This window comes from Streptomyces sp. 71268, from assembly GCF_029392895.1.
Lineage (GTDB): Bacteria > Actinomycetota > Actinomycetes > Streptomycetales > Streptomycetaceae > Streptomyces.
In genome coordinates, this window is sequence record NZ_CP114200.1 from 4,776,399 (window position 1) to 4,803,008 (window position 26,610).

23 protein-coding genes and 1 pseudogene are annotated in these 26,610 nt (G+C 75.0%); 14 read left to right on the forward strand and 10 right to left on the reverse strand.

What is annotated here, in order from left to right:
• Positions 1-20 precede the first annotated feature (20 nt).
• On the reverse strand, positions 21-1,553 hold the full coding sequence (locus OYE22_RS18725; protein WP_277321475.1) for an FAD-dependent monooxygenase: 1,533 nt from the start codon (positions 1,551-1,553) through the stop codon (positions 21-23).
• A gap of 572 nt (positions 1,554-2,125) precedes the next feature.
• Between OYE22_RS18725 and OYE22_RS18730 the strand changes: the two genes are divergently transcribed.
• Both OYE22_RS18730 and OYE22_RS18735 read left to right on the forward strand, forming a co-directional pair.
• Positions 2,126-3,361, forward strand: a complete 1,236-nt coding sequence (locus OYE22_RS18730) for an MFS transporter (protein WP_277321476.1) — start codon at positions 2,126-2,128, stop codon at positions 3,359-3,361.
• 172 nt (positions 3,362-3,533) lie between these two features.
• Positions 3,534-3,938: a hypothetical protein gene (locus OYE22_RS18735; RefSeq protein ID WP_277321477.1), complete on the forward strand. Its 405-nt coding sequence runs from the start codon at positions 3,534-3,536 to the stop codon at positions 3,936-3,938.
• Positions 3,939-4,018: 80 nt separating this feature from the next.
• Here OYE22_RS18735 and OYE22_RS18740 read toward each other — a convergent pair whose 3' ends face one another.
• Positions 4,019-4,366, reverse strand: a complete 348-nt coding sequence (locus OYE22_RS18740) for a cupin domain-containing protein (protein ID WP_277321478.1) — start codon at positions 4,364-4,366, stop codon at positions 4,019-4,021.
• Positions 4,367-4,437: 71 nt separating this feature from the next.
• On the opposite strand from OYE22_RS18740, the gene OYE22_RS18745 reads away from it, so the two are divergent.
• The 4 genes from OYE22_RS18745 to OYE22_RS18760 all read left to right on the forward strand — a co-directional run bounded on the left by OYE22_RS18745 (position 4,438) and on the right by OYE22_RS18760 (position 7,770).
• Complete coding sequence (locus OYE22_RS18745) at positions 4,438-5,388, forward strand: helix-turn-helix domain-containing protein (protein ID WP_277321479.1); 951 nt, start codon at positions 4,438-4,440, stop codon at positions 5,386-5,388.
• Between the two features lie 374 nt (positions 5,389-5,762).
• Complete coding sequence (locus OYE22_RS18750; RefSeq protein ID WP_277321480.1) at positions 5,763-6,233, forward strand: VOC family protein; 471 nt, start codon at positions 5,763-5,765, stop codon at positions 6,231-6,233.
• Positions 6,234-6,279: 46 nt separating this feature from the next.
• Positions 6,280-6,798: a diadenosine tetraphosphate hydrolase gene (locus tag OYE22_RS18755; RefSeq protein WP_277321481.1), complete on the forward strand. Its 519-nt coding sequence runs from the start codon at positions 6,280-6,282 to the stop codon at positions 6,796-6,798.
• A 168-nt stretch (positions 6,799-6,966) separates the two neighbouring features.
• Positions 6,967-7,770 carry an aminotransferase class IV family protein gene (locus OYE22_RS18760; RefSeq protein WP_277321482.1) on the forward strand — a complete coding sequence of 268 codons (804 nt, stop codon included), beginning with the start codon at positions 6,967-6,969 and terminating at the stop codon, positions 7,768-7,770.
• Between the two features lie 114 nt (positions 7,771-7,884).
• Here OYE22_RS18760 and OYE22_RS18765 read toward each other — a convergent pair whose 3' ends face one another.
• A complete protein-coding gene (locus tag OYE22_RS18765) occupies positions 7,885-8,844 on the reverse strand; it encodes a sigma-70 family RNA polymerase sigma factor (protein ID WP_277321483.1) in 960 nt (319 codons plus the stop codon).
• A 116-nt stretch (positions 8,845-8,960) separates the two neighbouring features.
• Between OYE22_RS18765 and OYE22_RS18770 the strand changes: the two genes are divergently transcribed.
• From OYE22_RS18770 to OYE22_RS18780, 3 genes are all read left to right on the forward strand, one after another.
• Complete coding sequence (locus OYE22_RS18770; protein ID WP_277321484.1) at positions 8,961-10,124, forward strand: alkene reductase; 1,164 nt, start codon at positions 8,961-8,963, stop codon at positions 10,122-10,124.
• A 174-nt stretch (positions 10,125-10,298) separates the two neighbouring features.
• A complete protein-coding gene (locus tag OYE22_RS18775) occupies positions 10,299-10,835 on the forward strand; it encodes a GNAT family N-acetyltransferase (protein WP_277324198.1) in 537 nt (178 codons plus the stop codon).
• A gap of 250 nt (positions 10,836-11,085) precedes the next feature.
• Positions 11,086-11,778, forward strand: a complete 693-nt coding sequence (locus tag OYE22_RS18780; protein ID WP_277324199.1) for an RraA family protein — start codon at positions 11,086-11,088, stop codon at positions 11,776-11,778.
• 42 nt (positions 11,779-11,820) lie between these two features.
• Here OYE22_RS18780 and OYE22_RS18785 read toward each other — a convergent pair whose 3' ends face one another.
• Positions 11,821-12,783, reverse strand: a complete 963-nt coding sequence (locus OYE22_RS18785; protein ID WP_277321485.1) for a LysR family transcriptional regulator — start codon at positions 12,781-12,783, stop codon at positions 11,821-11,823.
• A 169-nt stretch (positions 12,784-12,952) separates the two neighbouring features.
• Here OYE22_RS18785 and OYE22_RS18790 point away from each other — a divergent pair, with 169 nt between their 5' ends.
• The gene (locus tag OYE22_RS18790; RefSeq protein WP_277321486.1) at positions 12,953-14,449 is read left to right on the forward strand and encodes a pyridoxal-phosphate dependent enzyme; all 1,497 of its coding nucleotides are present in this window, start codon (positions 12,953-12,955) and stop codon (positions 14,447-14,449) included.
• 181 nt (positions 14,450-14,630) lie between these two features.
• Here the strand turns inward: OYE22_RS18790 and OYE22_RS18795 are convergent, their stop codons facing one another.
• The gene (locus OYE22_RS18795) at positions 14,631-15,143 is read right to left on the reverse strand and encodes a GNAT family N-acetyltransferase (RefSeq protein ID WP_277321487.1); all 513 of its coding nucleotides are present in this window, start codon (positions 15,141-15,143) and stop codon (positions 14,631-14,633) included.
• A gap of 334 nt (positions 15,144-15,477) precedes the next feature.
• Here OYE22_RS18795 and ctaD point away from each other — a divergent pair, with 334 nt between their 5' ends.
• Entirely contained in the window at positions 15,478-17,196 is a 1,719-nt protein-coding gene (ctaD, locus tag OYE22_RS18800) for a cytochrome c oxidase subunit I (RefSeq protein ID WP_277321488.1), read from the forward strand.
• Between the two features lie 68 nt (positions 17,197-17,264).
• Here the strand turns inward: ctaD and OYE22_RS18805 are convergent, their stop codons facing one another.
• Positions 17,265-19,382, reverse strand: coding sequence for a TIGR03086 family metal-binding protein (locus tag OYE22_RS18805; protein ID WP_277321489.1), 2,118 nt, complete (start codon positions 19,380-19,382; stop codon positions 17,265-17,267).
• Between the two features lie 190 nt (positions 19,383-19,572).
• Here OYE22_RS18805 and OYE22_RS18810 point away from each other — a divergent pair, with 190 nt between their 5' ends.
• The gene (locus tag OYE22_RS18810; RefSeq protein ID WP_277321490.1) at positions 19,573-20,802 is read left to right on the forward strand and encodes a WYL domain-containing protein; all 1,230 of its coding nucleotides are present in this window, start codon (positions 19,573-19,575) and stop codon (positions 20,800-20,802) included.
• 201 nt (positions 20,803-21,003) lie between these two features.
• Here OYE22_RS18810 and OYE22_RS18815 read toward each other — a convergent pair whose 3' ends face one another.
• Positions 21,004-21,381 (reverse strand): winged helix-turn-helix transcriptional regulator, encoded by a 378-nt coding sequence (locus tag OYE22_RS18815; protein ID WP_277321491.1) that lies wholly within the window; start codon positions 21,379-21,381, stop codon positions 21,004-21,006.
• A gap of 149 nt (positions 21,382-21,530) precedes the next feature.
• Here OYE22_RS18815 and OYE22_RS18820 point away from each other — a divergent pair, with 149 nt between their 5' ends.
• Positions 21,531-22,466, forward strand: a complete 936-nt coding sequence (locus OYE22_RS18820) for an NAD(P)-binding domain-containing protein (protein ID WP_277321492.1) — start codon at positions 21,531-21,533, stop codon at positions 22,464-22,466.
• Positions 22,467-22,671: 205 nt separating this feature from the next.
• On the opposite strand, the gene OYE22_RS18825 is transcribed toward OYE22_RS18820, so the two are convergent.
• Positions 22,672-23,265: an NAD(P)H-dependent oxidoreductase gene (locus tag OYE22_RS18825; RefSeq protein ID WP_277321493.1), complete on the reverse strand. Its 594-nt coding sequence runs from the start codon at positions 23,263-23,265 to the stop codon at positions 22,672-22,674.
• Between the two features lie 199 nt (positions 23,266-23,464).
• On the opposite strand from OYE22_RS18825, the pseudogene soxR reads away from it, so the two are divergent.
• Positions 23,465-23,908: pseudogene (soxR, locus tag OYE22_RS18830) on the forward strand (redox-sensitive transcriptional activator SoxR); the annotation flags it as partial.
• A 330-nt stretch (positions 23,909-24,238) separates the two neighbouring features.
• Here soxR and OYE22_RS18835 read toward each other — a convergent pair.
• Both OYE22_RS18835 and OYE22_RS18840 read right to left on the reverse strand, forming a co-directional pair.
• The gene (locus OYE22_RS18835; protein WP_277321495.1) at positions 24,239-25,528 is read right to left on the reverse strand and encodes a GNAT family N-acetyltransferase; all 1,290 of its coding nucleotides are present in this window, start codon (positions 25,526-25,528) and stop codon (positions 24,239-24,241) included.
• A gap of 53 nt (positions 25,529-25,581) precedes the next feature.
• Positions 25,582-26,577, reverse strand: a complete 996-nt coding sequence (locus tag OYE22_RS18840) for an asparaginase (RefSeq protein ID WP_277321496.1) — start codon at positions 26,575-26,577, stop codon at positions 25,582-25,584.
• Positions 26,578-26,610 lie beyond the last annotated feature (33 nt).

Sequence of the window (26,610 nt, forward strand, 5' to 3'; positions counted from 1 at the left end):
GACAGCGCCCTGACGTGGTCCTACACCGGCGTGGCGGTGGTGGCGGGTACGGGTGCCCCGAACCAGCGGGGCAGGTGGGCGCGCAGGTCCGCCTGGTCGTCGCCGGCCCAGGCCACGTGGCCGTCGGGGCGCAGCAGTACGGCGGGTGCGGGCAACTCCTCGCTGTGGTCGGCCACGTGGTCGACCCGGTCGGCCCACCCGGCCACCGAGAGCCGGCCCGTCTGGTCGAGCAGGAGGCCGCGACCGGCGTGCAGCAGCGCGTAGAGGCGGCCCCGCTTCAGGCCGATGTCGCGCATCCGGCTGCCGAGCAGCGGGTGGCCGGCGCCGAAGTCGTAGCGGACCTGGAGCGCGGTGATCTTCTCGATCAGATACCGGTTCACCTCGTCGAAGTCCATCAGCTCCGCCACGAGCCGGCGCACCGCCCGGGCGCCCGGCTCGGAGGAGAGCAGTTCGGTCTGGGCGCGGGTGTTGTCGAGGACGGCGGCGGCCACCGGGTGCCGCTCGGCGTGGTAGCTGTCCAGCAGGCCGTCCGGGGCCCAGCCGGTCACCTCGGCGGCCAGCTTCCAGCCCAGGTTGAACGCGTCCTGGAGGCCCAGGTTGAGGCCCATTCCGCCGGTTGGCGGGTGGATGTGCGCCGCGTCGCCGGCCAGCAGTACGCGACCGGTCCGGTAGCGCTCGACCAGCCGGGTGGCGTCGCCGAAGCGGGAGAGCCAGCGCGGCGAGTGCGCGCCGAAGTCGGTGCCGGCGATCGCCCGTACCCGCTGCTTCAGCTCGTCGAGGGTGGGCGGCGTCGAGCGGTCGGCGGCCAACCCGTCGGCCGGCACGATGAGCCGGTACATCCCGTCCCCGAGGGGCATCGTGCCGAACCGTACGCAGGACTTGCGGGCCTCGCTCACCACGGCCGCCAACTCCTCCGGGGCGACGGCGACCCGCACCTCGCCCAGCAGCGTCTCGGTCCGGGCGGGCTCGCCCGGGAAGCCGACGCCGAGCAGCTTGCGCACCGTGCTGCGGCCGCCGTCGCAGCCGACGACGTACCGGGCGCGCAGCGACGTCCCGTCGCCGACGGGGCCCGCGCCGGCCGGGACTCCGCTGGCCGGACCCGCGCTGGCCGACCCCGCCCCTGGCGTACGCGTGCCGGTCGGCGTCATCTCGACGCTCACGCCCGCCGCGTCCTGGCGCAGGCCGACGACTTCCAGGCCGCGCCGGAACTCCACGCCGAGTTCGGTGGCGCGCTCGGCCAGCAGGCGTTCGGTGACGTCCTGCGGGATGCCGAGGACGTACGGGTGCGCGGTGTCGAGCCGCTCGGGCCACGGCTTGTCGATGCCGGCGAAGAAGCCGCCGACCGCGAACTTCTGGCCGAGCGAAAGGAAGCGCTCCAGCAGCCCGCGCTGGTCCAGCACCTCGACGCTGCGCGCGTGCAGCCCGAGCGCGCGGGCCTGCCCGGTCGACGCCGGCTCCCGCTCCACCACGACCACGCGCACGCCGTGCAGGCGCAGTTCGGCCGAGAGCAGCAGACCGGTCGGCCCGGCGCCCACCACGATGACGTCAAACAAGAAATCCCCCAGGGAACGAAAAGCGCAGCGGACCACAACGGGCGGAAACGCGTACGTCGCGAATCGCCGAATTCCTTAGGTTCTGGCCGCGGCGGACATCTTGCGGTACGACCCGGGTCTTGCCGCAAGGCCCCCGGTGCGCTATACGTTGAGAGTGGCGGAGAGCGAATAACCGCCCATTCCGCGACCGACAGTCCGGACCGCTGGCCTTTTGGCCCGCTCGATATTCCCTCGGCATTCTTTTCCCGGTGCGTCCCGCGACTCCTCTCGCGACTTGCTCGTACGCTCGCTCGCCGTTTTGCCGCCGTTTGCCGCCGCTTCGTTGTCCTACTGCCCTGATGGGTCGCCGCTGGTCGGCAGCGCCGTAGCCGTGCTCGTACGCCGCGCCTTACCGGCCCTCTCGTCGACCGCCGGGCCGTTGGTTCCACGGCCGTACGGGGTGGCGCGCTGCCGTTGGATCGGCCAACCACGCGTTCGGATAACGTGCTTCGGGGCGGGCGGCCGGTGCTGGTCGGAAACTGTTGGTGGTGGCGCGGTGTCGCGTTTGGGCGGCCGTTGGGGGAGGCGTCTGTATGCGGACCGCTCATCTTCGACGCTTTGTCGCGGCGCGCACGCTTTCCCTGCTCGGTGACCGTGCCGCGGAGGCGGCATTGCCGATCGTGCTGTTGTTGGTGACGGACGATCCGATGGTCGCCGGCCTCGTCACCGCCGCCAACATCCTGCCCACCCTGCTGCTTTCGCTTCCGGTCGGGCACCTGGCCGACACCCGCGAACGCCGGCGGCTGATGGTCGGCGCGGATGTGTGGCGGGCGGCGTGGGGGCTGGCTCTGGTGTGGGCGTTGGCCGCGCCGGAGCCGTCCGTGGTCCTGCTGGTCGGCCTGACCTTCCTGATGGGCTGCGGCGACGTGTTGTTCTCCGTGTCGGCCCACGCCTACCTGCCCGCCCTCGTGCCGTCCGCGCGCATCATGCGCGCCAACGCGGCGGTGGAGGCGGGGGACGCGGCGGCCACCCTCACCGGGCCCGCGCTCGCCGGGTTCCTCGTCGCGCGCCTCCCGCACCCGGTGGCCCTCGCGGTCAACGCCGGCTCCTTCGCCGTCTCGGCCGCCCTCCTTGCCCGCCTGCCGGCGGCGCCCGCGCGGCCCGCCGCCGAACCCGGCCCGGAGGGGCACGCCGGGACGTGGGCGGGGGGCCGGCGCGACGTGCTCGCGGGCTTCCGGCTGCTGGCGACGGAACGCGTCCAGCGGGTGCTGCAACTGGCCTACCTGTACCTGCACGTGAGCGCGGGGGCCGCCGTGCTGGTTGTCGTCGCGCTGTCCGTACAGGCGCTGCACCTCGGTCCCACCCGTGTCGGGCTGGTCCTCTCCGCGGCGGGCGTGGGTGGGCTGCTGGTGACGCTGCTGGTGGTGCGGTTCGTCGAGCACCTGCCGTGGGGGCCGCTGCTCGGGGTGGCGCTGGGCGGGCTCGCGGCGTCCTTCCTGTGGCTGTCCGTGGCGCGGGGCTTCGCGGACGCGTTCTGCGCGGTCCTGTGCGTGGACGCGTGTTCCGCCTTCGCCTTCGTCACGGCCGGCTCCGCGCGCCAGGTGCTCACCCCGGCCGCGTATCTCGGCCGGCTCACCGCCGCCACCGGGCTGGTCAACGCGGCCGTACGTGCCGCCGGCGTCCTCGGCTGCGGCGCCGTACTGGCCTGGCTCGGCCCGCGACCGGCCGCCGCCGCCCTGGGCGCGGCCGGCCTGGCCTGCGCCGTCCCCCTGCTGCTCGCCCGCTCGGCCCGCGACTCCCTGGCGCCGCGGCGGGAGCGTGCGGCATGACGGCGTACGGCCGGAGCGCGGCCGGCCAGGGGCGGGGCGCGAGGTGGGGCACGCGCGCGAACCGGTCCCGCGCCTCGCGCGGTGACGCGCGTGGTACCTATCGCGCGGGAGCGCCACGCTGAGTACGGGAGCGGATACCGTACGGCAGTTCGGGCCGCATAGCGTCCCTCGCATGGAGAACACCGGCACCGCTCCCGCATCCGCATCCGTATCCGCGTCCGCCACCGAGCCGGCCGGCGGCGGCGACCAGCGCGCCCGTGCCGTCACCCGTGCCGCCGCCCGTGGTCTCGGGCTGGCCGTGCTCGTGGCGGCGGTCCTGGTGAGCGGGGTGTTCATCACGTTCTTCGGACCGTTCTTCGCCATCGCCTGCGACACGTGCGAGGACGGCGTCCACAGCACGCTCGCCTACGGCGACGCGCTGATCGCCGTGGCGCGGTACGGCGTGCCCCTCGCCACCTTCGTCACGCTGGCCGGCATGGTCGCCTCCCGCCGCCCGGGCAGGGTGGGCGGTTTCGGCCTGGGCGCGCAGTGGTCGCTGTTCGTGGTGGTCGTGGCCCTGGGGCAGTTGCCGGCGTAAGGGGGGCCGGGTGGCGGCTGTCGGCGGGCCCCGGGGGGATGTCCCCGGGGCCACGTAAAAAACGTGAAAAAGAGCGGGGCTCAGCCCTCCGGGTAGAAGACGAACAACGTGCAGCCCGTCTTCGTCTGGGGGACGTGGGAGGTGCCGGCGGCGGCGTGGATGAAGGAGCCGGCGGGGTAGTCGCGGACGCCGTCGTTGAAGGTGCCGGAGACCACGAACACCTCCTCGGGGCCCGGCTCGTGCACGTCGATCCCCTCCCAACACGAGTTCGGGTCCATCTCCAGGACGTGGGCGGTCGCGCCGTTCTCCCCGGTCCACAGCGAGCGCAGGCGGATGCCCGGGAAGAGTTCGCGGGCCGGGGCGTCCTGCGCGGTGGCCCAGACGTACGCGGGCGGCTGCTGGGTGGTCGGGTGCTGCTCTGTCGTCATGCGGCCAGCCTGGCGGGTGGGGGCGACGGGCGCCGAGTGTCAACCAAGACATCATGCGGTACTTTCCTGCCATGCATCGGATCGTGGCGCTGGTCCGGCCCCCGCAGTCGACCTTCGAACTCTCCTGTGCGGCCGAGGTGTTCGGGGTCGAGCGCCCGGGGCTCCCGACGCGGTACGCGTTCGGCGTGTGCACCGAGACGCCCGGGCCCGTGGTGACGCGTGCCGGGTACGACATGCTCGTGGCCGACGGGTTGGACGCGCTCGACCGGGCGGACACCGTCGTCGTCCCGGGGTGGTTGCCAATCGACGAGCCGCCGTCACCCGCCGTGGTCCGGGCCCTGCGCCGGGCGCACGCCCGCGGGGCGCGCGTGGTCAGCATCTGCTCCGGCGTCTTCGCGCTGGCGCACGCCGGGCTGCTCGACGGGCGGCAGGCCACCACGCACTGGGGGCACGCGCGGGCCTTCGCCGACCGATTCCCCACCGTCCGGGTCGACCCGGACGTGCTGTACGTGGACCACGGCGACGTGGCCACCAGCGCCGGCGCCGGCGCCGGCATCGACCTGTGCCTGCACCTGGTCCGTGGCGACCAGGGGGCCCGGTACGCCGCCCAGGTCGCGCGGAGCATGGTCATGCCGCCGCACCGCGAGGGCGGGCAGTTGCAGTACGCGGCGCCGCCGCACCCCGAGCAGTTCGACGGCACGCTCGCGCCGCTCCTGGAGTGGGCGACCGGCCGCCTCGGCGAGCCCGTGACCACCGCGGACCTGGCGGCGCGCGCGGGCCTCTCGACGCGTACCCTCGCCCGCCGGTTCGCCGACCAGCTCGGGACCAGCCCTGGGCAGTGGCTGCTCGCGCAGCGGATCGGCGCGGCCCGGGAGTTGTTGGAGGGCTCCGACCTGCCGTTGGACGCCGTGGCCCGCCGGGTCGGGCTCTCCTCGGCGACCAACCTCCGCCGGCGCTTCCTCGGCGCCCTCGGCACGACGCCCGGCGCCTACCGCCGGGCGTTCCGCTCGACGTCGAGCTGACGGGACGCTCCGGGGGAGTGGAGGGGAGTTGGGCGCGCCCGGGGAGTCGGGGAAGCCGGGGCTGACGGAGGGGCCGGCCGGGCGTGGGCCGGGCCGGGCGGGCGTGGGCCGGGGTCGGACAGGCCGGTGGACGATCTTGCTCGGGGGCGGGGCGCGGGCTAGGGTCGGCCGGGTGACTGCCGGGTCGGCCATGGGCCACGCACGAGTGAGGCGCCCGGCCTCGGCGTGAGCGCGAGGCGGGCCAGAGCCCCGCCTATCCCGCTCCGTACCGCTCGCCCCCACCGCACACCGCTCGTCGGCCCCATTCGCTCGGCCGGCGGCGACCCGCGGCGTGTCCCCTTCTCGACGTACGACACAACGGAGCATCGCCTCACATGTCACCCGACCAGCAGCACGATTCCGCTCGACAGCCCCAGGCGCCCCAGCAGCAGCATCAGCAGCCCGCCGCCGAACTCCCCATCACCGGGGCGTTCCTGAACCACACCGCCGTCTACGCCCGGGACCGGCGGGCCTCGGCCGAGTTCCTCGCGATGATCCTCGGCCTCACGGTGGGCGCCCCGTTCGGGCCGTTCCTCCCCGTGGACCTGGGCAACGGCGTCACCCTCGACTACTACGAGACGCGCGACGAGCCGATCCAGTCGCAGCACTACGCGTTCCTCGTGCCCGACGCGGAGTTCGACGCGATGGTGGCCCGCCTGGAGTCGGCGGGGGTCACGTACTACGCCGATCCCCGGCACACCGAACCCGGCCGGATCAACCGTCTCTTCGGCGGGCGCGGGGTGTACTTCGACGACCCGGACGGCCACAACCTGGAGATCATGACGCGGCCGTACGCCAGGCCGTGACGGCGCCCCCGGGGCCGTTCGGCGGGCGCGGGTAGGGTCGCCGGGCATGACGGATGACTGGCGGCGCGACCGGATCGGCAGCGCGTTGCGGGGCGAGAACCCCACGGTGCTGCGCAGGTTGAGCGCGGGGTTCGCGGTGATCGGGGACGTGCAGTTCCTGCCCGGGTACGCCGTGCTGCTCGGGGACGACCCCGGGGTCCAGCGGTTTTCGGAGCTGCCGCGCGGCAGGCGGATGGAGTTCCTGGCCGACATGGACCGGCTGGGCGAGGCCGTCGAGCGCGCGTGCCGGCGGCTGGACCCGGCCTTCCGGCGGGTCAACCTGGAGATCCTGGGCAACACCGACCCGTTCCTGCACGCGCACGTGTGGCCCCGGTACGCGTGGGAGCCGGCCGAACTGCTGCGCAAGCCGGTGTGGCGGTACCCGGCCGAGCGGTGGAGCGACGCGCGGCACGCGCTGGGCCCACGGCACGCGCCCCTGCGCGCGGCGATCGGCGCGGAGCTGGACCGGCTCGGGGCCGACCCCGGAGAGCGCCCCGACGACTGCCCCGGCGCCGATCGATCTTGACCCTGGCACTGGTGTCAGGCTTTAGCGTCATGGCGTGACCTGGCCTTTCGCACCCGTGGCCGGCCGCCCCGACGGCGGCGGGCCGCGGTGCGTCTGGCGCGCCGTCGCGGGAGACCGGACCGGATCGGTCCGGTTCGGCCTCCCGCCCACCCCTTCCAGGAGCCACCCATGACGTCCTCCGTCGTCCAACTCAACGGCCGGCCGGCCACCGCCGACGAGCTGACCCCGCTCGCCTTCGCGGGCTACGCCCACTTCACCGCCGCCCAGGTCAGGGACGGCCGGTTGCGCGGCCTCGACCTGCACCTGGCACGGCTGCGCGGGGCGTCGGTCGAGATGTTCGGGCGGGCGCTGCCCGACGAGCGGATACGGGAGTACCTGCGCGCGGCGATCGCGGCCGGGCCGGCCGACGTCTCGCTGCTGGCCACGGTGTACTCGCACGCCGGCGAGTTCGCCGCGCCGCGCGCCGACGTGGAGCCCAACGTCCTGGTCCGCACCGGCCCGCCGTCCTCGGGCCCGGCCGGCCCGCTGGCGCTGGCGGCGGTCGACCACGAGCGGGACCTGCCGGGCATCAAGCACGTCGGGGAGGTGGCGAAGACGTACCACCTCAAGCGCGCCGTCGAGCAGGGCTTCGACGACGCGGCCTTCCTCGACCGGCAGGGCCGCATCAGCGAGGGGACCATCTGGAACCTGGCCTTCTGGGACGGTTCCGCGGTGGTGTGGCCCAGGGCCGAGATGTTGCGCGGCACCATGATGGGCGTCGTCAGCCGGCAACTGGAGCGGCTCGGGGTGGCGCAGCACGTCCGGGAGGTCAGGCTCGCCGACCTGCCGGGCCTGTCCGGCGCCGTGGTCATGAACTCGTGGACGCCCGGCGTGCCGGTGCGCCAACTGGGCTCCGTCGCGCTGCCCCCGGCCCCCGACTTCGTCGAACTGCTGCACCGTGCCCACGAGGCCGAGCCGCCGACCGCCCCGTGACCGCCCCGCACGCGCGAGCGGGATCGGCCGACCCGTACCCGACGCCCGTACGCACCTCGCCGACGCGGGCGCGCCGCCGTGCGGGCACCCCCGCCCTCGCCCGAACGACCCAGGTCAGCGGCCGAGGACGGCCAGGTCGAGCTGGTGGAGCCGGGCCGGGTCGGCGATCACCTCGTACCCGGCGATCCGGTCGTCCCGCACCGTGACGGTGATGGCCAGGCGCAGCCGGCCGCGCGGGGCCACGGCGATGCCGACGCGCCCGTCGATCAGGAGGGGCTCCGCGCGGCGCGCCCCGCGGCCGAAGACCATGGTCTGCTCGGCGACCGCGCGGGCGCCGCGCAGCGTCGTCGGCGCGCCCGGGGGCAGCGCGGCGGGGTCGGCCCGGCGTACGACGTCGGGGGCGAGGACGGCGAGCAGGCCGGCCATGTCGCCGTCGCGCGCGGCGGCGAGGAAGGCCTCCACGACGTCGCGGTGGCGGGCCAGCTCGGCAGCGTCCACGGCCGGGGTGCCGCGCACCTTGTGCCGGGCCCGGCTGGCGAGCTTCTTCGCGGCCACGGGCGAGCGCTCCACGATCGGCGCGAGCTGCTGGAACGGCACGGCGAACAGGTCGTGCAGGACGAACGCGACCCGCTCGGCCGGGGTCAGCGTGTCCAGGACGACGAGCAGCGCCCGGCCCACCGAGTCGGCGAGCAGCGCCTCGTGCTCCGGGTCCGTGCCGGGGCGCGGCCGGTCGGAGCCGGGCCCCTCGCCCGGGCCGTGGCCCGCGCCCTGCCCCGTACCACCGTCGGCGCCGGCACCGACGCCGTCCCAGCGGTCGGGCAGCCGCGCGCCGACCAGCTCCTCGCGGCGGGCGGAGCGGGTGCGCAGCATGTCGAGGCAGATCCGGGAGACGACCGTCGTCAGCCAGCCGGACAGGTTGGCGACCTCGCTGGTGTCGGCCCGGCTCAGCCGCAGCCAGGTCTCCTGCACGGCGTCGTCCGCGTCGCTGCCCGAGCCGAGCATCCGGTAGGCGACCGCCCGCAGGCGGCCGCGGTGCGGCTCGAACCGCTCCGCCAACCGGTCTTGCGTCTCCATCGGTCACCTTTCGTCGCCCGGCCCCGTCCCCCTCATGACGTACACCACCGGGCCGAGGTGACCCCGAGCCTGCCGCAGGCGGGCGGGGTCGGCCCGCAGCGAAGGAGGGACACGCCATGACCGAGACTCTGACGACCACGGATGTCACCACACACGCCCCGTCGACCGCCGCCGGGGGCGCGCAGCCACTGCTGCGCCCGCTGGACGTCGGCGGGCTCACGCTGCCCAACCGGGTGGTGATGGCCCCGATGACCCGGGCCCGCGCGGCGGGCGCGACGCTGGCGCCGGCCGCGATGCACGCCGCCTACTACGCCCAGCGCGCCAGCGCGGGCCTGATCATCACCGAGGGGACCTGGATCAGCGAGCGGGCCATCGGCTTCACCCACGTGCCCGGCGTCTACCGCGAGGAGCAGGTCGCCGGGTGGCGGCGGGTCACCGACGCGGTGCACGTGCTGGGCGGCCGCATCGTGCTCCAGCTCTGGCACACGGGCGCCGCCTCGCACCCCGACCACCTCGGGGGTGCGCTGCCCGCCGGCCCGTCCGCGATCAACCCGCGGGTGCGGTCCTTCACCCCCGGCGGGTTCCGGGACACCGTCGTGCCGCGCGCGATGACCCGCGCCGACATCGCGGACACGGTCGCCGAGTTCCGCTCGGCGGCTGAGCGGGCGCGCCGCGCGGGGTTCGACGGCGTCGAGATCGGCGCCCTCGGCACGTTCCTGCTCGCGCAGTTCCTCAACCCGCGGCTCAACCAGCGCGACGACGCGTACGGCACCGACCGGGTCGGCCGGCGGCGGCTGCTCCTGGAGGTCGTCGACGCGGTGGCCGGGACCTGGCCGGACGGGTGCGTGGGAGTGCGCCTCGCGCCCTACTGGCACGACGGCGACCGGTTCGTCGCCGACGAGCCGCTGCTCGCCGACTACGACGCGCTGGTGGCCGAACTCGACGAGCGGCCGGTGTCCTACCTGCACCTGCGCGGTCGCGACCCGATCGCGCCCGACGCCGCCCTCGACGTCGCCGCGTTCGCCCGCTACCGGAGCCGGTTCGCCGGGCCGCTGATCGTGAACAACGGCTTCGACCGCGCGACGGGGAACGCCGCCCTCGCGGCCGGCGTCGCCGACGCCGTCTCGTACGCCAGGCACTACGTCGCCAACCCCGACCTCGTCGCCCGATTCGCCCTCGACCGCGCGCTGTCACCCGGCGACCCGGCCACGTACTACGCGGGCGGAGCCGAGGGGTACGTCGACTACCCGGCGAGCAACTGGGGTGCGGCGCCGGCCTGATGGCGCGCCGGGCCGGCCCGGGCGGGGCGGGCGGGCGGCGGCGGTGCGGTGCCGTAAATGCCGCCGCGCGGGAAGGCGGAACTGCGTACGCTTCTGCTCGTGCCCGAACAACAGTCCACCCCCCGCGCCCACCCCGCCCCAGGTCCACGGCCCGCGCCCGCCGGCCCGGAGCCGGTGCTCGTCCTCGCGCCCGGTTCCGCTTCCGAGCCCGCCGCCGAGTTGCAACTCCTGCGGGCCGACCACGCGCCGGCCGTGCTCGCCTTCGAGCGTGCGAACCGCGCCTACTTCGCCGCGTCGATCCCCGACCGTGGCGACGCCTACTTCGCGCAGTTCGCCGCCCGCCACCGCGCCCTGCTGGACGAACAGTCCCTGGGCGTCTGCTATTTCCACGTGCTGGTCGCGGCCGACGGCGAGGTGCTGGGCCGGGTCAACCTGGTCGACGTGGCGGGCGGTTCGGCCGAACTCGGCTACCGCGTCGCCGAACGCGCGGCCGGCCGCGGCCTGGCCACGGCCGCGGTCCGCGCGATCTGCGCCCGCGCCGCCACGGAGTACAGGCTGACCGCGCTGGAGGCCGAGACCACGCTCGACAACGCGGGCTCGCGCGCGGTGTTGACCCGTACCGGCTTCGTCGTCGCCGGCGAGACGACGCTGGACGGGCGGCCCGGGCTGCGTTTCGTACGGGACCTGCGGACGGAGGCCGGCGCGCGCTGACGGGGCCCAACACCGCCCCGGGCCCGGCAGAATGCGGCCAAGGGCGCGGCCCGGCACCGGGCCGCGCGGGGAGCCGGACGGCGAGGAGCCACACGTGGCGCAGCGGGAGCGAAGCCAGCGGGACGGTCGGGATGAGCGGGGCGAGCGGGAACAGCCGGGGGAGCGGGCCGGTGGGGCTGTCGTGCCAGGCGGCCCGGAGGGCGCGGACGGCCCGCGGAGGTCGGGCGGCCCGGAGGGCGGCGGAGCCGGTGTGGCGCGGCGGTTCGCGGCGCTGACGACGGCGCACGTGGCGGACGCGTGCGTGCGCGCCGGGGTGACGGTGCGCTGCGCGCCCTCGGCCCTGCGGGCCGTGACGCCGGGCAGCCGGGTCGCCGGGCGGGTGCTGCCGGCGCGGCACGTGGGCAGCGTGGACGTCTTCCTTGAGGCGTACGAGACCGCGCGCCCCGACGACGTACTGGTGGTGGACAACGGCGGACGGCTCGACGAGGCGTGCGTGGGCGACCTCGCGGTCCTTGAGGCCCAGGCCGCCGGGGTCGCCGGGGTGGTGATCTGGGGGCTGCACCGCGACACGGCCGACATCCGCGCCATCGGCCTGCCCGTGTTCAGCACCGGCGCGCTCCCCACCGGGCCGCTGAGCCTGCGCGAGCGCCCGGCCGACGCGCTGACCTCCGCCACCGTCGGCGACTGGACGGTGAGCGCGGCCGACCTGGTGTTCGCCGACGACGACGGCGTGCTCTTCGCCCCCGCCGACCGGGCTGACGAACTCCTCACCCTCGCCGAGACGATCCGCGACACCGAACGGCGCCAGGCCGAGCGGATCAGGGCCGGCCACACGCTCCGCGCCCAGGTGGGATTCGACGCGTACCTGGCCAAGCGCCGCGAGACGCCGACCCTGACCTTCCGCGACCACCTGCGGGCCGTCGGCGGCGCGATCGAGGAGTGACGCCGGCGGACCGATCGGAGGGCGCGGGGAAGCGTCCCGGTGTTACGTCAACTGGTCTCGCTGGGCGCCGGAGTTGGCGCCCTCCCTGAGGCTTGGCGTGCCGGCCACGGCCTGGCGGAGCGCCTGCCGGCAGGCGCGTACGGCCGGGTGGTGGCTGCTGCCGCGGCGCACGGCGGTGAACAGCCGGCGCGCCCGCTGCCCGCGCGGCAACTCGCGTACCGGAACGCTCGGTTCCCGGCCGCTCCAGACCAGGTCGGGCAGGAGCGCCGCGGCGTGGCCCTGTTCCACCAGGCGCAGGTGGAGCAGGAGATCGGTGGACTCGTACCGCACGTCGGGCTCGAAACCGGCGGTCCGGCACAGGGTCAGGGCCCAGTGCCGGGCCGCCGTGTCGGCCGGCTCCATCACCCACGGGTGCTCCGCCAGCGCGCGCAGCGCCGCCCGGGGCGGCGCGTCGGCCGTGGCCCCGGCGATGCCGGGCGGCAGGGCCAGGCGCAGCGGATCGGCGCACAGGTCCTCCTGCTCCACGCCGTCCGGGCGCGGGTTGGGGTTGCCCGGGTACTCCTCGGCCACCACCACGTCGAAGTCGCGGGCCAGCAGCGCCGGCAGCGCCCGCTCCGGTTCGCGCTGGGTGACGTGCAGGCGAAGCCGGGGGTGCGCGGCGCGCAGCAGTGTCAGCGCGGCCGGCACCAGGGCGAGCGCCGCGGTCTGGAACGCCGCGACCCGCAGCGTGCCCGTGAGGTCCGTGAGCGAGGTCGCGATGTCCGCCTCGGCGCGCTCCAGGCGCTCCAGGACCGCCTCGGCGTGCCCGACCAGGATCTCGGCCTGTTCCGTCAGGCGCACCCGCCGCCCGACCGGCTCAAGCAGCGGCACCCCGACCTCCGCCTCCAACTGGGCGAGCTGCTGCGAGATGGCGGAGGGGCTGTACGACAGGGCGGCGGCGACGGCGGCGAGCGTGCCCCGGTGCTTCAGCTCGCGCAACAGCCGCAGCCGGTGGAGATCGAACATCGCGCCTCTCCCGCGCCCCTCGGTCGGTCCCGGCTGCGGCACTCGCGGCCGGCACACCTTCCTGCGTGGCGCTCCCGGGCCCGCCTCGGCCTTACGTCAGTTTTCCTGACGAATATAGGTCGAAAACCTGAGCTGGACCGGAAAGAGCAGGTCAGCGCAGGCTGGAGGCATGAACAAGATCTCCCCCTCCGGCGCGGTCAGCACCCAGACGCCGCCGCCGGTGACGGCCCACAAGGACGGCGGGCGGCGCCCGCTCGCACCGGCCGCGTGGTACGCCCGGCCCGCCGCGCGGCGCTGGACCGCCCCGCCCGCGCCGGCCGCCGCGCACGCGTTCCACGCCGCGCTGCCCGACTACGCCCCCACCCCCCTGGTGGAGCTTCCGACCCTGGCGGCCGAGTTGGGCGTCGGCCGGGTCTTCGTCAAGGACGAGTCGGAGCGGTTCGGGCTCCCGGCGTTCAAGGCCCTCGGCGCCTCCTGGGCGCTGCACCGCGTCCTGGCCGAGCGCGGGGGCGGGGCGGCGGGCGGCGCGGGCGGGGCGGCCGGGCCGGCGGTCGAGGGGGTCGGCGCGGGCGAGCCCGCCGGGCTCGGGCCCGATCCTGCCGGAGCGAGGGCCGGAGCGACGGTAGGGCCCGCCGGGGCGGCCGGGCCGGTCACGTTCGTCACCGCCACCGACGGCAACCACGGCCGGGCCGTCGCCCGCGTCGCCAGGTTGCTCGGCCAGCGTGCCCACGTCTTCGTCTCGCGCGGCGTACACCCCACGGCCGTGGCCGCCATCGAGGGCGAGGGCGCCCGCGTGACCCGGGTGGCCGGGCCGTACGACCTGGCCGTGCGCGAGGCGGCCCGGGCGGCGGAGGACGCGGGAGGCGCGGCAGCCACGGGAGACACGGCAGCCACGGGGGAGGCCGGAAGCGGGGCGGATACGGGCGGCGGGCCGGACCCGGGGGCGTCGCCGACCGTCCTGGTGCAGGACAGCGGGCGGCCCGGGTACGAGCGGATTCCCGGGTGGATCGTCGAGGGCTACGCCACCCTGTTCGCCGAGGTCGACGCCCAACTGGCGGCGGCGGGCGCCGGCGCGCCGGACCTCGTCGCCGTCCCGGTGGGCGTGGGCTCGCTCGCGCAGGCCGCCGTCACCCACTACCGCGCGCCGGGCCCGGACGGCGGTGCCGGTGCCGGCCCCGCGTTGCTCGCCGTCGAACCCGAGGTCGCCGCGTGCGTGCTGGAGAGCCTGCGCCGTGGCGAGCGGGTCAGCATCGCCACCGGCGACACGGCCATGGCGGGCCTCAACTGCGGCACCCCCTCCAGCCTCGCCTGGCCCGCCCTGCGCGCGGGGCTCGACGCGGCGGTGGCCGTGTCCGAGGAGCAGGGTGCGCGGGCGGTACGGGACCTGGCCGCGCTCGGCGTATCGTCCGGGCCGTGCGGCGCGGCCTCGCTCGCCGGCGTACGGGCCGCGCTCACCGGCGAGGGCGCGGCCGACCGCCGCGCGGCCCTGGGCCTCGGCCCCGAGGCCACCCTCGTCCTGCTGAGCACCGAGGGCACCGCCGCCAACCCGCACGGCCAGGACACCACCGACCCGCACGGCCAGGCCCCCGCCGCGTACGAGCCGGAGACCCACCCGCACGAGCCGGACACCCACCCGTACGGGCCGGGCACCCACCCGGAGGCGTGACGAGCCCGCACGGCGGGGCGGGTGCGTGGTGGATGACGGGCCGAGCGAGGGCCCCGACCCGCACCCACCCCACGCCCGCTCCAGCGCGCCCCCGCACCCGCCCCACGCCCGCTCCACCGCGCCCCGCACCCAGCCCACACCCACCCCCGAGCCCGTCGCCCCGCCCCCCGCTCGCCCCGTCCTACCGCTCCAGCACCAGCAGCACCTGGCCCGGCTCCAACGGGTGCTCGGGGCCGGGGTCGGGTACGCGGTGGAAGCCGCAGCGCTCCAGGAGGCGGACCGACGCCTCGTTGCTGGCGAACGGGTCGGCGTACAGCGGGCGGTGCTCCACCAGGTCGAGGAACTGGGTCAGGGCGCGGCCGCCGATGCCACGGCCCCAGAAGGGCCGGCCGAGCCAGTAGCCGACCAGATGCCGGCCCTCGTCCTCCCAGCACACGAAGTTGCCCGCGACCTCGCCGTCCGCCAGCACCGTCTGGGGGTGCACCGTCGGGTTGTTCAGCACCCGGTTCTCCCAGTGCGTCATGAACCGCTCCCGCTCCCGGGACGGGAAGACCGCCCGCCGCGCCGCCTCCGGGTCCTGCTCGAAGGCGAAGAACAGCTCCAGGTCCGCCCGCTCCACGTCGCGCAGCCGCACGTCCGTGGCCCGGGCCGAGGCCCCTCCGCTGCCGTCCTGAGAGGTGTGCGTGCTGGTCATCGTCGGTCTCCCTCGTGCCGGTCGGTGGGTCACCGCGCCCACCGCTGACTTCCACGGCTCAGCCTCGCACCCACCACTGACAGTGGCCCCGCGCGGCGGTGGACCCCGCCGGCCCAGGCGGCGCCCACCGCTCGTCCGCGCACCCCCGATGCGGCCAGAGGGGAGAAGGCGCGTCACTCGTCCGGGCCCCTTCTCCGCGAGGTGCGCGGGATGGGCGCGGAAAGCGCGGCAGGACGGACTAGTTTCCCCGCGGCTGGCTACACGTGGCCCGGCAGCCCCTCAGGGGCCGTCGGCGCACCCCGTGGCTCTCACGTGCTGGAGATTGAGGATCTCGATGACGACACGTACGACCGAACCCGTCTCTCCCGTCCCGGCGGCGGAGGGGCGGCGCGGCACAGGGCAGGTGATCGTCTCGTGGCTCAGCACGACCGATCACAAGAAGATCGGCCACCTCTACCTGATCACCTCGTTCGTCTTCTTCGTCATCGCCGGGGCGCTGGCCATGGCGATCCGCGCGGAGCTGGCCAGGCCGGGCCTGCAGATCATGTCCACCGAGCAGTACAACCAGGCGTTCACCATGCACGGGACGCTCATGCTGCTGCTGTTCGCCACCCCCACCTTCGCCGGCTTCGCCAACGCGATCATGCCGTTGCAGATCGGCTCGCCCGACGTCGCCTTCCCCCGGCTGAACATGCTGTCGTACTGGCTGTTCCTCTTCGGTGGGCTGATCGTCCTGAGCAGCTTCCTCACGCCGCAGGGCGCCGCCGACTTCGGCTGGACGGCCTACACGCCGTTGAGCGGGCCCGTGCGGACCCCCTACGTCGGGGGCGACCTGTGGATCATGGGGTTGGCGCTGTCGGGGTTCGGCACCATCCTCGGCGCGGTCAACTTCATCACCACCATCGTCTGCATGCGCGCGCCGGGCATGACGATGTTCCGGATGCCGATCTTCACCTGGAACGTGCTGCTCACCTCGATCCTGGTGTTGCTGGCCTTCCCGGTGCTCGCGGCCGCCCTGCTGGTGCTTGAGGCCGACCGGCGCTTCGGGTCCCACGTGTTCGACCCCGCGAACGGCGGGTCGCTGTTGTGGCAGCACCTGTTCTGGTTCTTCGGCCACCCCGAGGTCTACATCCTGGCCCTGCCGTTCTTCGGGGTGATCAGCGAGATCATCCCGGTGTTCGCGCGCAAGCCGATCTTCGGTTACATGGGCCTGATCGGCGCCACCATCGCCATCACCGGGCTGTCCGTCACCGTGTGGGCCCACCACATGTTCGCGACGGGTGCCGTGCTGCTGCCGTTCTTCTCCTTCATGAGCTTCCTCATCGCCGTCCCGACGGGCGTGAAGTTCTTCAACTGGATCGGCACCATGTGGAAGGGCTCGCTGTCGTTCGAGCCACCGATGCTGTGGGCGGTCGGCTTCCTCGTCACCTTCCTCTTCGGCGGCCTGACGGGGGTCATCCTGGCCTCGCCGCCGATGGACTTCCACGTGACGGACAGCTACTTCGTCATCGCGCACTTCCACTACGTCCTCTTCGGCACGATCGTCTTCGCCATGTTCGGCGGGTTCAGCTTCTGGTGGCCGAAGATGACGGGCACCATGCTCGACACCCGGCTGGAGAAGGTGCACTTCTGGACGCTGTTCACCGGCTTCCACTGCACGTTCCTCGTCCAGCACTGGCTCGGCGCCGAGGGCATGCCGCGCCGGTACGCCGACTACCTGGCGGCGGACGGTTTCACCGCCCTGAACACCGTCTCCTCGATCGGTGCCTTCCTCCTGGGCCTGTCCACGCTGCCGTTCCTCTACAACGTGTGGAAGACCGCCAGGAAGGGGGAGCGGGTGCGGGTCGACGACCCGTGGGGGTACGGGCGCTCGCTGGAGTGGGCCACCTCCTGCCCGCCGCCCCGGCACAACTTCGTCACCCTGCCCAGGATCCGCTCCGAGTCCCCCGCCTTCGACCTGCACCACCCCGGCGTGGCCAAGCTGGACCAGGCGGAGACCACCGGGCAGCGCGACATCCTGGACCCAGGCGGACACAAGGGCGACCGGTCCTGACGCGCGGCCGGGCCGGCGGCCGGGAACCTCCCCCGAGGAGGGCCCCGGCCGCCGACCCGCCAACCCCGCTACGCCGGGCGGATGTTGTGGTTGTGGCGGAACAGGTTGTGCGGGTCGTACGTCGCCTTGAGGGCGCGCAACCGCGCGTGGTCCGCCGCCTCGTACGCGCTACGCACCACCTCGTCCGCCGTGTCCGCCGCTGTCTCCCCGACCGCCCCGGCCGCCTCCGGGCTCGCGCCCGGCGCGCGTTCGCCGCTCGGGCCCATGAACGGCAGCGAGCGGCCGACGGTGACCGGCGCCGCCGCCGTGAGCAGGCGCTCGTGCACCGGGCGCACGACGTCGCGGGTCAGCGGCCCGCGCAGCGGCGAGAGCACGCCGAGCAGGTACGCGGCGTCGCGCAGGCCGATCGCGTTGGCGGCCTCGCCACGGCGGGCCAGCGCCCCGCCCAGGTGGCGCACCTCCACGATGCACGGCACCCCGCCCGGCCGGGTCACGTCGAGAATCGCCTCCAGGGTCCGCGGGGACAACTCGCCGAGCAGCACGGTGTCCCCGTCGTACGGCATCGGGTCGGCCGGCTCGTTGAAGATGCTGGCACAGGCGGCGTACGGCATCTCGGCCACGGTGTCGATCAGTCGCGGCCCGACCGCGCGCATCGGCTCCACCAGTCGCTCGCCCTCCTCGGCGGACCCGGTGTGTACCACCCGTACGTGCGCCACGAGCCGGCCGCGCAGCGGCTCGGGCACGGTGGGCGCGTCGGGGGCCGGAAAGAACGCGATGGACGAGGTCAGCGCCTCGGGCAGGCCGGCCGACCAGTCCCGGTAGGCGCGCAGCACGGCCTCGCCGTGGGTGGACCCGTCGAAGTACAACCCGCCGCCGTACAGCCGGGTCACCGGGACGAGTTCGACCTGCACCCGGGTCACGACGCCGAAGTTGTCCCGGCCGCCGAGCAGCGCCCAGTACAGGTCGGGCTCGCTCGTCGCGGTGACCCGGCGCAGCACCGCGTCGGGCGTGACCACCTCGATGGCGCGCACCCGGTCGGCGGCGAAGCCGTGGCTGCGGGCGAGCAGGCTGACGCCGCCGCCGAGGAGGTAGCCGACGACGCCGACGTGCGGGGCCGAGCCGTTCAGCGGCGCCAGGCCGTGCTCCGCCGCGGCGGCCACCACCGCGCCCCAGCGCTCACCCGCGCCGATCCAGGCCGTCGCCGCGCTCGGGTCCACGTGGACGCCGCGCAGCCGGCGGGTGGTGATCAGCACGCCGTCGGCGCTGGCGAGCGCCTGGCCGTGCCCGGTCGACTGCACGGCCACCGGCAGCCCACGGGCCCCGGCGAAGGCCACCACGGCGCTCACGTCGGCGGCGTCCGCCACCCCGGCGAGCACGGCGGGCCGGTGCGCCACGGCACTGTTGAAGGTGGCGCGCTCCGCGTCGTACGCCGCGTCGCCCGGCCGCAGGACGGGCCCCCGGACCAGCGCGGCCAGCGCGTCGACGGCGGCGTCCAGCGTCTCCTCGCCCGCTGCCGCCGCCGCGTCGGCGGCCGTCCGGACGCCCGGGGCGACCCACCAAGCGTCGCGGCCGAGCCACGCCGCCAACTCCTCGTACGCGTCCGCGCCTTCGGGCGCCGGCCGCACGGGTCCGAACGGCACCGGCCCGCCCCGCCGCTCCGCCGGCAGCATCTGCCGCGCACCGGCCAGCGCGGCCCGCGCCAACTCGTGGTCGAGCGGGCGGGGGTCGCCCAGCGCCCGGGCCAGGTCCCACGCGTGGGCGACGACGTCCAGAACGTGCGCCGCCAACACCTGCCGCCCCGGCACCTCGCCCCACGGCATCCGCACCGGGGCCACGAGCGCGGCGTCATCGGCCCAGGCCGCGGCGAGTTCGGCCCGCGCCCGCGCGTACGCCTTGGCCCAGCCGTCGTCCGGCACGTCGGCCACGGCGTCCGGCCCCTCGGACGGCCCGGCGGACAGCCCCGCGGGCGCGCCGGCCGCCCCGGCCTCGGCCGCCGCTCCACCCAGCTCCGCCGCGCCGTGGGTGCCGCGCACCACGTGCCCGAGGAGCGCCCGCACGTCGAACTCGGCGCACGGCGTCGGGGCGCCCAACCGGTCCGGGCGCGCGGCGTCGATCAGGGCGGCCATCTGGTCGGCGGCGCGCTCGTACTGGACGCGCGGGTCGGGCACTGCGTTCTGCTGGCTCACGGGGGCTCTCTCCGTTCGGTGTCACCACGGTCGTCGCGGGACCGGCGGCGCCGGGCGCGCGGCCGGGCGGGCGCGGCGAACCGCGCCACGGCCGGCCCGTCGCGCACACCGCCGATCTCCTGACGGAGGCTGGCGCACTCACCTGACAGGTGCCGTCAGGTTTTCCCGGCCGGCCTGCGAAACTCGGCGCATGAAGTCGGACCGCCTGCTGTCGATCCTGCTGCTGCTCCAGACCCGGGCCCGGGTCCCGGCGGCCGAACTGGCCGAGCGACTCGAGGTGTCGGTGCGCACCATCTACCGCGACGTCGAGTCGCTGTCCGCCGCCGGCGTCCCGGTCTACGCCGAGCGCGGGCGGCACGGCGGCATCTCGCTGCTCCCCGGCTACCGCACCGACGTCACCGGCCTCACCTCGCACGAGGCCAGGGCGCTGTTCGCGCTCACCGCGCCGGGCAGCCACAGCGCGCTGGGCCTGGACGGCGCGCTCAGGTCCGCGCTGCGCAAGGTGATGGTCGCGCTGCCCGCGCCGCACCGCCCCACCGCCGAACTCGCCAGCCGCCGCATCCTCATCGACCCCGACCGCTGGATGTCCGGGCCCCGCCCGCCCGTCGACCTGAACGCGCTGGAGACGGCCGTGTTCACCGACCGCCGACTGCGGCTGCGCTACCGGCACAGCGGCGCGACGCGCTCGCACACCTACACCGTCGACCCGTACGGGCTCGTCGCCAAGGCCGGCACCTGGTACCTGGTGGCCGACCGTGGCGGCGCCCCGCGCCTCTTCCGCGCCGACCGCATCGTCACCGCGACCGTCACCGACGCCCCCGCGCGCCGCAGGCCGGGCGTGGAACTGGCCGACGCCTGGGAGTCCCTGCGCCGCGAGGTGGAGGAACGCCCGGTGGCGGTCCGCGTCCGGGCCCGGGTGCGCAGGTCGCGCCTCGACATGCTCGTCCGCATCGTCGGCTCACTCCTGGCCACGCGCGTCGAGGTGCTGCCCGAACCGGACGCGGGCCAACCGGGCCGGGGGCAGGGGTCGGAACTGGCCGATGACCAGGTCGCGGACGCCCGCGTGGACGCCCGGACGGACGTCCACGTGGGCGCCGACGCGGAGCGGACCGGCCCGGCGGACGAGGCCCCGGCGGGTGAGGCGGGTGACGCGTATCGCGTGGGTAACGCGGGTGAGGCGGGTGAGGCGGGCGACGTGGAGGACGCGTACGACGAGTGGGTCACGGTCGAGATCGGGTACACCGTGGCGAGCGCGGCCCGCCAACTCCTCCAGTTCGGCACGGATGTGGAGGTGCTCGACCCGCCCGAGGTCCGCGCCGTGCTGGCCGCGACCGCCGCGCGGATCACCGACCTGTACGGCGACGACACCCCTGGGAACGACCTCGCGGGGGGAGTGCGACCCTCGGTGACTCCAAGGTAATCACCCACCTTTTTGTACGTACTTGTCACTTCCGAGCGGCCGGGAGAGGCTGAGATGGCCGGGCCACCGCGAGTGAGGAACCGCCGCCACGTCCGGCTGGCCCACCCACCAGTCCACCCCACCAACCCACCTCGTCACTCAGCCCCGTAACCCGAGCCCCACCCGTCAACCGTCCCGCGTTATCACGTCCCTGACGGAACGTCAGCACGTCGCCTGGTGTGAGGGCGTGGGATAGGGGATGCCCAGCTCCATCATTCGGCGCGTGCCCCAGGCGCCGAGCGGACCGAGTGCCGCGGTGAGCGCCAGGCCCGAGTCGGTGAGGGAGTACTCCACCTTCGGGGGCACCTCGTCGTACACCTCGCGGTGCACGACGCCGTCCGCCTCCAACTCCCTGAGCTGCTGGGCCAGCACCTTCTCGCTGATGCCCGGCAGCAGCCGCTTGGTCTCGCCGAAGCGGCGCGGCTGGTCGTGGAGGGCCCACAGGATCAGGACCTTCCACTTGCCGTCGATGACATCGACGGCGGCGTCGAGGCCGCACACGTACGGCCGGTTCTTCTTGGTCAGCAGTTCTTCGCTCATACCCACCTCGCCGTGGCCCATCTCCTGCCCAACGCTCCACGACGCCGACCTGTTCCACCCCACGCCCCGCATCGCCCGCCCACAAACCAACCCCCGTACCAACCAGCCTCCGTACCAACCAACCCCGCACCCACCCAAGGAGCGCCGCCATGTCCGCATCGCCCGAGACACCCGCCGCCACCGACGCTGCCGACGCCGCGACCACCGACGCCACCCCCGCCCCCGTCACCGTGCTCGGGCTCGGGCCGATGGGGCGGGCGCTGGCCTCGGCGTTCGTCGCGGCCGGCCACCCGACCACGGTGTGGAACCGCACCCCGGGCAAGGCCGACGAGCTGGTCGCCCAGGGCGCGACGGCCGCGAGCACGCCCGCCGAGGCGGTCGCGGCGAGCGAGCTGGTGGTCATCTGCGTGATCGACTACGCCGCCTCGGACAGCATCCTGGAGGCGGCGGGCGACGCCATCAAGGGCCGTACGCTGGTGAACCTCACCGCCGACTCACCCGACCGGGCCCGCACCGCCGCCACCTGGGCCGCCGAACGGGGCGCCGACTACCTCGACGGCACGATCCTCACCCCGACCGTCTCCATCGGCACGCCGTCCGCCGTCTTCCTGTTCAGCGGCCCGGAGGCGCTGTACGAGAGGCACCGCGCGACGTTCTCCAGCCTCGGCGGCTCGGCCACCTACCAGGGCGCGGACCACGGCCGCGCGGCGGCGTACGACGTCGCTCTGCTCGACTTCTTCTGGACCTCGGTGAGCGGGCTGATGCACGCGTTCGCGCTGGCCAGGAAGGAGGACATCGCGGCCCGCGACCTCGCGCCGTTCGCCCGTGGAATCCTGGACCTCCTGCCGCCCATCATGGACCAGCTCGCGGGCAACGTGGACGACGGCGTCTACCCGGGCGAGGACTCGCACATCATCTCGGTGGCGGCCGGCATCGAGCACGTCATCCACGCGGCCGACGACCGGGGCATGGACACCGGGGTGCTGCGGGCCGCGCGGGCGGTGGCGCAGCGGGCCATCGACGAGGGACACGGCACCGACGGCATCGAGCGGCTGGCCGAGGTACTCGGCCGCCCGGCGGCGTGACGGTTCGCAGGAGTACCGGCCCGCGGGCGCGTCGGCTCGTGGAAGACGCGGCCCGCCGGCGCGTCGGCCGGTGGGCGTGTCGGGCCGCGCCGTAGCAGCCGGTCCCGCACGCCGACGTGGGCCCGCGCCGCTCCCCGGAAGGGGCGCCCCCGGGGAGGGGGTTCGGGCGCGGGCCCGTCCGCCCGGTCGGGTGCCCGGGCGCCCGTCACGCCCCGTACGGAAACTCCTCCTTCGCGTTGCGCAGCGCGCGGCCCCACCAGACGAGCTGGTCGAGCAGGCGCTTGGCGGCGGCGTTGGGCAGCTCCGAGTCCTTCAACTCGCCTTCGCTGTCGAAGAGTTCACCGGCCATGGTGAAGCTGACGGTCTCGCGCACGGTGACCGAGTGCACCTCGGCGAAGACGCCGCGCAGGTGCTCCACGGCCCGCAACCCGCCGGAGACCCCGCCGTAGCTGACGAACCCGACCGGCTTGGCCTGCCATTCGGCGTGGTGCCAGTCGATGGCGTTCTTCAGCGAGGCGGGGTAGCTGTGGTTGTACTCCGGGGTCACCACGAGGAACGCGTCCGCCGCGGCGAGGCCGGGCGTCAGCTTCGCCAACTCGGCGGCCGTCTCCGGGTCGGGCCCCTGTCCGTACGCGGGCATCGAGGTGGGCAGCGCGATGTCGGCGAGGTCGATGACATCGACCTCCAGGCCGCCGTGCTGGCGGGCCTGTTCGGTGATCCACCTGGCGACGACCGGAGCGAAACGGCCACCTCGGTTGCTGCCGACGATGATGGCGAGGCGGAGGGTCGTAGCGGACATGGAGGCTCTCCTTCGGAGGTGAACGCGCGGGTGGCGCACGGCCGGTCGCGGTGCGGGCCGTACGGGGTGACGGCAGCCGCACGGCCCCGACTTCCGCGGCCGTGCTCGGTCCGGGGCGGAGGGTGAACCGCCCGCCTCGGTGCCGATACACAGAGCCTCTGACTTAAACAATGGTTGAAGTCAAGCTACGGTGGGTGACATGACGCAACTTTCCAAGAACCGCTACGAACTCACCGTCGGCGAGCTGTCCGAGCGCAGCGGCGTGCCCGCGTCCGCGCTGCGCTTCTACGAGCGACAGGGGCTCATCCAGAGCCGGCGTACCAGCGGCAACCAGCGCCGGTTCGCCCGGGACACGTTGCGCCGGGTCGCCTTCGTACGGGTCTCGCAGCGCGTCGGCATCCCGCTCGCGACCATCCGCGACGTGCTCGGGCTGCTCCCCGAGGAGCGCACGCCCGACCGCGACGACTGGGCGAAGGTGTCCCAGTGCTGGCAGGCGGACCTCAACGCGCGCATCCGGCAACTGGAGAAGCTCCGCGACCACCTCACCGACTGCATCGGCTGCGGCTGCCTGTCCATCGACCGCTGCGCGCTGGCCAACCCGTACGACCAGCTCGGTGCCGAGGGCAACGGCCCGCGCCGGCTGCTGACCGACGGGCCCGAGGAGGGCGCCACGGACACCGGAACCACCGCGCCCGCTCGCGGGTCGGCTGCCGGCGCGCGGGGACGGCGGGCCGCGCCCCGGCGTACGGTCGCCGCGGAGCAGACCACCGGCGCGCGGACCGCCACCGTGCCGGCCACCGCCACCGTGCCGGCCGCCGCCGCGCAGGAGTACGAGTGCTGCGCGAGCTGCGACGACGCGGTCTGACGGCAACACAGCCCGACGGCGGCGCGTACGCGGGACCGGGGGCGCCACTGTGACGGGCGACCCCGGCCCGTCCGGGGGCCCCGGCCCAGGGCCCCCGGCGAAGGTCGCTCAGAACGAGTCCGGGCACCACGGGCGGCGCCCGGCCCGCAGCAGCGCGTCGGCCCGCGCGGCGGCGCCCGCGTGGTGCTCCTCGACGCGGCCGAGGCCAACCAGCCGGGTGGTCGACTCGTCGCCGAGCCACAGCGTCCCGAGTTCGCCGATGTCCATGCTCAGGTCCGCGTCGCGGCTGGTCGGCACGCAGCTCGCGCCGTCGGGGCCGGCCTCCAGCGCGAAGCGCCCGCCGGCCAGGCCCGCCGCGTCGTGCAAGTCGAGCACGAGCGAGCCCTCGACCGGGTAGGTGCGGGCCTGGAGGAGGTGGGGCACGTCCAGCGGGCGTATCCACACCCAGTCCGCCTGGGCCTGCGGCACGGCCGCCCGAGGGTCGCCGAGCAGCAGCGGCAGCACGTCATCCGGCGCCCGGTACCAGGTGTCGACCCGGACCACCCAGTCCACCGAGAACAGGAAGTACCACAGCGCGCTCTCCGCCGCCGGCGTGGTGGCCAGCAGCGAGCGCACCCGGGCCGTGTTCTCCGGCATCTTCGCGGCCCAGTGCTGCTCGATCGTGTACGTGAGCAGGCCCTCGACGGTGCCGTCGGGCCCCCGGTACAGCGCGTGGAACGGCTCCGTCCACTTGGTGCTCGGGTAGCGCAGCTCACCGGTCTCCAGGCGCCACACCCGCTCACCGCGGCTGACCATGCCGTGCCGCTCGGCCCGCAGCCGGTCGTGCAGGGCCGGCCCCTCGACCAGCATCTCCGCCGCGTCGACGAAGTCCACGCGCCCGCCCGGATCCGCGATCCGCGCGGCCCGCCCCTTGGCCGAGAGCAGCGGGGCGTCCCCGGGCCTCGCGTAGCCCGCGTTCAGGCCGGCCCGGGCGATGTCCACCGTCCACCGGGTGGTCCAGGTGGCCGGGCCGAACCCGTACCGCCCGTAGATCGGGTACTCCGCCGCCAACAGCGTGGCCACCGCGTCGCCGCGCTCCTTGGCGGCGCGCAGGTCGCGGCCCATCATCTCGGTCAGCAGGCCGCGGCGGCGGTGCGTGGGGACGATGCTGACGTTGGTGACCGCGGTGGCCGGCACCGGGGCGCCGCCCACCGAGGTCAGCTCCTGGGCGAAGCTGCGGAAGCAGCCCACGCACCGGCCGTCGTCGAAGGCGCCCTGCGTACGGTCCAGGTTCAGGCCGGGACGGCGCAGTTCCACCTCCTCCTCGCTGATCACGGGGTCGAGGAGGAAACCGGTGTTGCAGGCGCGGAGCCAGTCGGCTACTTCGGCGTCGGTGATGGTGCGAATGTCTAGGGCCATGGGAGCACGCTAGGTAACCCGTGGCCCCAGGTGCACCATATTTCTCAAGCGCCTCAGAAGGCCGCTCGTACCTCACCGACCCGCTCGCCGCCACCGAGCAGCGGGGCGTCCGCGATCCGGGCGACGACCGGCGCGTCCACGCCCATCCGGGTCAGCACCCGCGCCAGCACGGGACCAAGGGCCCGGGTGCCGCCGTCGTCGAGCTTGAACGCCAGCGCCCGCCCGTCCGGCAGCGCCACCGCCTGCACCGCCTCGGCACCCATCTTGGCCAGCGTGCCGGGCACCTCACGCATCAGCCAGGTGTCCGCGCGGCGGGTACCCGCCACGTACTCCGGGTGCGCCCGCATCGCGTCCGCGACCCGCCGCTCCGGCGTCCCGGGCTCCGCGCGCACGAACGCGCGGAACGCGCGGGCCAGGCCGGTCAGCGAGATCGCGAGCAGCGGGGCCCCACACCCGTCGACACCCTCCCGCGTCACCGGCTCGCCGCTGGTCTCCTCCACCACCTGCCGCACCAGGCGCTGGAGCGGGTGCTCGGGCTCGAGGTAGGTCTCCAGCGGCCAGCCGTTGATCGCGCAGGCCGCGAGCATGGCCGTGTGCTTGCCCGAGCAGTTCATCGTGACGCGGTCCCTGACCTGCCCCGAGGCCAGGTACGCCTCCGCCTCGACCGGGTCGAGCGGCAGGTCCGGCGGGGTACGCAGGGCGCCCGGCGGCAACTCGGCCTCGGCCATCATCCGGCGCACCAGGTCCAGGTGGAAGCCCTCGCCCGAGTGGCTGGCCGCCGCGAGCGCCAGCCGCTCGCCGGCCAGGTCGAGGCCGGCCCGCAACACGGCCGCCGCCTGCATCGGCTTGTTGGTCGACCGAGGGAAGACCGGCGCGTCCACCGTCCCGAGCGCCCAGTCCACGCCGCCGTCGGCGTCGAGCACCACGAGGGAGCCTCGGTGTCGGCCCTCGACGAAGCCGGAGCGTACGACCTCGGCGAGGACCGGGGGTATGTCGGCCGGCTGAGCGGGGTCAGCGGCGGCGGAGGGAGAGGAGGTGGCGGAGGACATCGTCGGCCTTCCTGCTTCCTGGTCGGTGGTGCG